Raw genomic sequence first — 4,221 nt, forward strand, 5'->3', positions numbered from 1 at the left:
ACGCTGCGGTCCGCGTCCTTATCACGTGCCAATCAGGCGCCCTGGCTTTCCTCGCCATCGAACATCTGAACCGGCTGGCTCGGCATGATCGTGGAAATGGCGTGCTTGTAGACGAGCTGGGAGTGCCCGTCACGCCGCAACAACACACAAAAATTGTCGAACGAAGTGACGACGCCTGTCAGCTTCACGCCGTTGATGAGGAAGATGGTAAGTGGATTTTTGCTCTTGCGAACTGAATTCAGGAACAGGTCCTGAAGGTTTTGCGATCGTTCCGCCATTTTTTCTTGTCTTTCGCCGATCCCCTTCGGTTTGCAGCCAATGCGCCAAATTACGCGGCACGTGTCAAGCGCGCAAACCCCCTCTTGCCGATACAAAGGCAAGCAGAACGAGATAGTTGAGGTTAACTCCAGTTGTGCGGTTATCAGGCTGGACTTTTTTCCGCAACGTCAAAAAAAGCCTGCCGCAACGAAAGTGTCATAGAGCCAGGATGGCCATTTGCGATTGGCGCACCGTCGATTTCGACCACCGGCATGGCGATTGTGGTCGCCGAACTGATAAACGCCTCCCTGGCAGCCTTGGCCTCAGTGACCGAAAAACCGCGCTCCTCGATCTTGAGGCCGAGCTTGGCGGCGACATCGAAAAGTGTCGTGCGGGTGATGCCGCGCAGGATGCCGTGCTCGGCCGGCCGGGTCACAAGGACGCCGTCCCTTGTGACAATCCAGGCGTTTGACGAGCCGCCTTCCTTGACGTTGCCATCGGCGTCGACGAACCAGGCTTCCTGGGCGCCGGCTTCCTTGGCTTTCTGCTTGGCAAGCACATTGGGCAAAAGGCCCGTGCTCTTGATGTCGACGCGGTCCCAGCGATTCTCAGGCACGGTGATGACCTTGATGCCGGCCTCCACCCGCTTCGCATTCGCCGCCGGATCGGCTTTCCTTGCGGTTATGACCAGGGAAGATTTCGTGCCTGCCGGCGGAAAAACGAACTCGCGGCTGGCGACGCCGCGCGTCACCTGCACATAGACAAGGCCGTTGACCACGCCGTTGCGATTGACCACCTCGCGCAGCAGCAGCGACAAGACGCCTTCCGATACCGGCCAGGCGATCGACAGTTCCTTCAGCGAGCGCTTGAGCCGGGCAAGATGGCGCGGCATGTCGACGATATGGCCGCGCGACACTTCGCAGACCTCATAGACGCCGTCGGCGAACTGGTAGCCGCGGTCCTCGATATGGACGCTGGCTTGGGAATGGACGACATAGCGCCCGTTGACGTAGGCAATGCGCGGCATGGGCATCCTCGGGGAAATATCGGGCTTTCTTAGGCGATTCTGCCTTTGCCGTAATAAACAATCGCGTGGGCCAAGCCGGTCTAGACGCCGAGCGACTTCAGCTTGCGATGAAGGGCCGAACGCTCCATGCCGATGAACTCGGCCGTTTTCGAGATGTTGCCGCCGAAGCGGTTGATCTGGGCAATCAGATAGTCCTTCTCGAACTGCTCGCGTGCCTCGCGCAGCGGCAGCGCCATTATGTGTTGGTCCGACTGATTGGGCGTGCGTGGCATCACGTCGCCGATCTCGGAAGGCAGAAGGTCGGCGGTGATCGGAGCATCGGGATTTTCCCCTCGCGCCAGGATCATCAACCGCTCGACATTGTTGCGCAGCTGGCGAACGTTGCCCGGCCAGTTATGCGCCTGCAGCACGGCCAGCGCATCGTCGCCGATGCGGCGCGGCTTGATGCCGGCCTGGCGTGCGATCTGCTTCATGAAATTGTCGACGAGATAGGGAATGTCCTCGCGCCGCTCGGCGAGCCCGGGCACCATGACCGGAACCACCGCCAAGCGGTGGTAGAGGTCCTCGCGGAAGCGGCCGTCGGCGATCATCGCCTCCAGGTTTTGCGAGGTGGAGGAGATGATGCGGACATCGACCTTGACGCGCTTGGTGCCGCCTACCCGCTCGAACTGCTGCTCGACCAGCACGCGCAGGATCTTGTTTTGCGTTTCGCGCGGCATGTCGGCGACTTCGTCGATATAGAGGATGCCGCGATGCGCTTCCTCCAGCGCACCGACCTTGCGCTCGGTGCCGTTCGATTCGGTGCCGAACAGTTCGATCTCCATGCGCTCGGGCGTGATGGTGGCCGCGCTCAGCGTCACGAACGGGCCGGCCTTGCGCGACGACAGGGCGTGGATGGCGCGCGCCGTCAGCTCCTTGCCGGAGCCGGACGGGCCGACGATCATGACGCGGCTGTTGGTCGGCGCGACGCGCTCGATTGTCTGCCGCAGCTGGCTCATGGCCGACGACATGCCGATCAGGTCGAAGGTCTCGCCGCTGCGCTGCTTGAGGTCGGAGACCTCGCGCCGCAGCTTGGACGTCTCCAGAGCGCGCTCGGCGATCAGGATGAGGCGATCGGCCTTGAACGGCTTCTCGATGAAGTCGTAGGCACCGCGCCGGATGGCCGACACCGCCGTTTCGATGTTGCCATGGCCGGAGATCATCACGACCGGCATGTTCGGGTGCATGGTCTTGATCTCGTCGAGCAGCGCCAGGCCGTCGAGGCGCGAGCCCTGCAGCCAGATGTCGAGGAAAATCAGCCGCGGCGCGCGGTCGGCGATCGCCGCAAGCGCGCTGTCGGCGTCATGCGCCGTACGGGTTTCATGACCCTCGTCGCTCAGGATACCGGCGACAAGTTCGCGGATGTCTTCCTCGTCATCGACGATGAGAATGTCAGACGCCATTACCGACCTTTTCAGTTTCTCGTTCGTGTTCGTTTCGACCTTCACCGCGTGGCGGCGCGGCTACGACCGTCGCCGGCGGCAGGATGATCGAGATCATCGCGCCCCGGCCACCATGGAAATCCGCTGGCGCGTCGTGCAATTCGAGACGGCCGCCATGGTCCTCCACGATCTTCTTGACGATAGCGAGGCCGAGCCCGGTCCCCTTCTCGCGCGTCGTCATATAGGGCTCGAGAAGCCTTTGGCGATTCTCGCGCGGCAGCCCCTTGCCGTTGTCGATAACGTCGATTCGTATGGCGCCATCTTGGCGCCCGGCTTGAATCCGGATTGTGCCGTCCGAACGATCCGCCGGATCAAGTCCATCGATCGCCTCGGCGGCGTTCTTGATGACGTTGCCGAAGGCCTGCGCCATCAGGCGGCTGTCGAAAGTGCCCTTCAACGGCTCGCTGCCGAAATCGCGATCGAAGGCGATGTCGGGGCGGCTGACCTCGACCAGGAAGGAGGCCTCGCGCAGCGACTCACGCAGGTCGATCGCCTTCATCTCCGGCTTCGGCATGCGGGCGAAGGCCGAGAATTCGTCGACCATGCGGCCGATGTCCTCGACCTGGCGGATGATGGTATCGGTGCACTGGTCGAAGACCTCGCGATCCTCGGTGATGACCTTGCCGTAGCGGCGCCTGATGCGCTCGGCCGAGAGCTGGATCGGCGTCAGCGGGTTCTTGATCTCATGCGCGATTCGCCGCGCCACATCCGCCCAGGCCGAAGAGCGCTGCGCCTGGACGAGATCGGTGATGTCGTCGACCGTGACCACGTAGGATTTCTCTTCCTCGCCGTCGTCGCTGGACTCGACGGTGACCTGGACGTTGAAGGTGCGCTCCAGGCCGGCGCGGAAGAAGGTCACCTGCTCGCGGTAGACCGGCTTGCCCGACTGGCGTCCGATCTCGAAGACCCGGCCGACAAGGGGCAGGACCGCCGAAAGGTTCTGGCCGAGCGTCGCACTTGCCGAAATCGCCAGCATGGTTTCGGCCGAGCGATTGACGATGGTGATGATGCCGTAGGGATCGACGCCGATGACGCCGGCGGTGACGCCGGCCAGCACCGCCTCGGAGAAACGCCGGCGCTCGTCGATCAGATCCTTGGCCGAAAGGAGCTCGTTGCGCTGCGATTTGAGCTCGAGGATCATGTTGTTGAAGGTGTCGCCGAGCGAGGCGACGTCGCCGTCGGACTGGCGCACGGGCACGGCGACGTCGAGATTGCCGGTGGCCACCTCGTCGGCGGCGCCGATCAACTGACGGATCGGCCGCACGATCCGGTCGGCAACGGCGATGCCGGTCCAGATCGCCGACAGGATAATGATCAGCGTGAGCGACAGGTAAGGCAATGCAAAGGCGACCTGCGAGGTCCGCCGGTTGTCCTCCAGATTGCGGTATTCATCGGTGTTGCCCTTGACGATCTGGCGCGCCTTGATGACGTCGGGATCGACCAGCCGGATCGTAT

At 62.6% G+C, this 4,221-nt stretch carries 4 protein-coding genes; all 4 read right to left on the bottom strand.

Annotation, left to right across the window (positions count from 1 at the left end; translation table 11 throughout):
* Positions 1-32 precede the first annotated feature (32 nt).
* Positions 33-278: an RNA chaperone Hfq gene (hfq, locus tag EOA28_RS26775; RefSeq protein ID WP_006202172.1), complete on the bottom strand. Its 246-nt coding sequence runs from the start codon at positions 276-278 to the stop codon at positions 33-35.
* Between the two features lie 143 nt (positions 279-421).
* Positions 422-1,285 (bottom strand): D-amino-acid transaminase, encoded by an 864-nt coding sequence (locus tag EOA28_RS26780; protein WP_127253365.1) that lies wholly within the window; start codon positions 1,283-1,285, stop codon positions 422-424.
* 80 nt (positions 1,286-1,365) lie between these two features.
* Positions 1,366-2,727 carry a sigma-54 dependent transcriptional regulator gene (locus tag EOA28_RS26785; protein WP_042642304.1) on the bottom strand — a complete coding sequence of 454 codons (1,362 nt, stop codon included), beginning with the start codon at positions 2,725-2,727 and terminating at the stop codon, positions 1,366-1,368.
* The coding region (locus tag EOA28_RS26790; protein ID WP_148670866.1) for a PAS domain-containing sensor histidine kinase at positions 2,717-4,221 on the bottom strand (1,505 nt) is incomplete at its 5' end. The genes EOA28_RS26785 and EOA28_RS26790, both read right to left, overlap by 11 nt.

The organism is Mesorhizobium sp. M2A.F.Ca.ET.067.02.1.1 (genome assembly GCF_004023285.1).
In the GTDB taxonomy this organism is placed as follows: Bacteria; Pseudomonadota; Alphaproteobacteria; order Rhizobiales; family Rhizobiaceae; genus Mesorhizobium.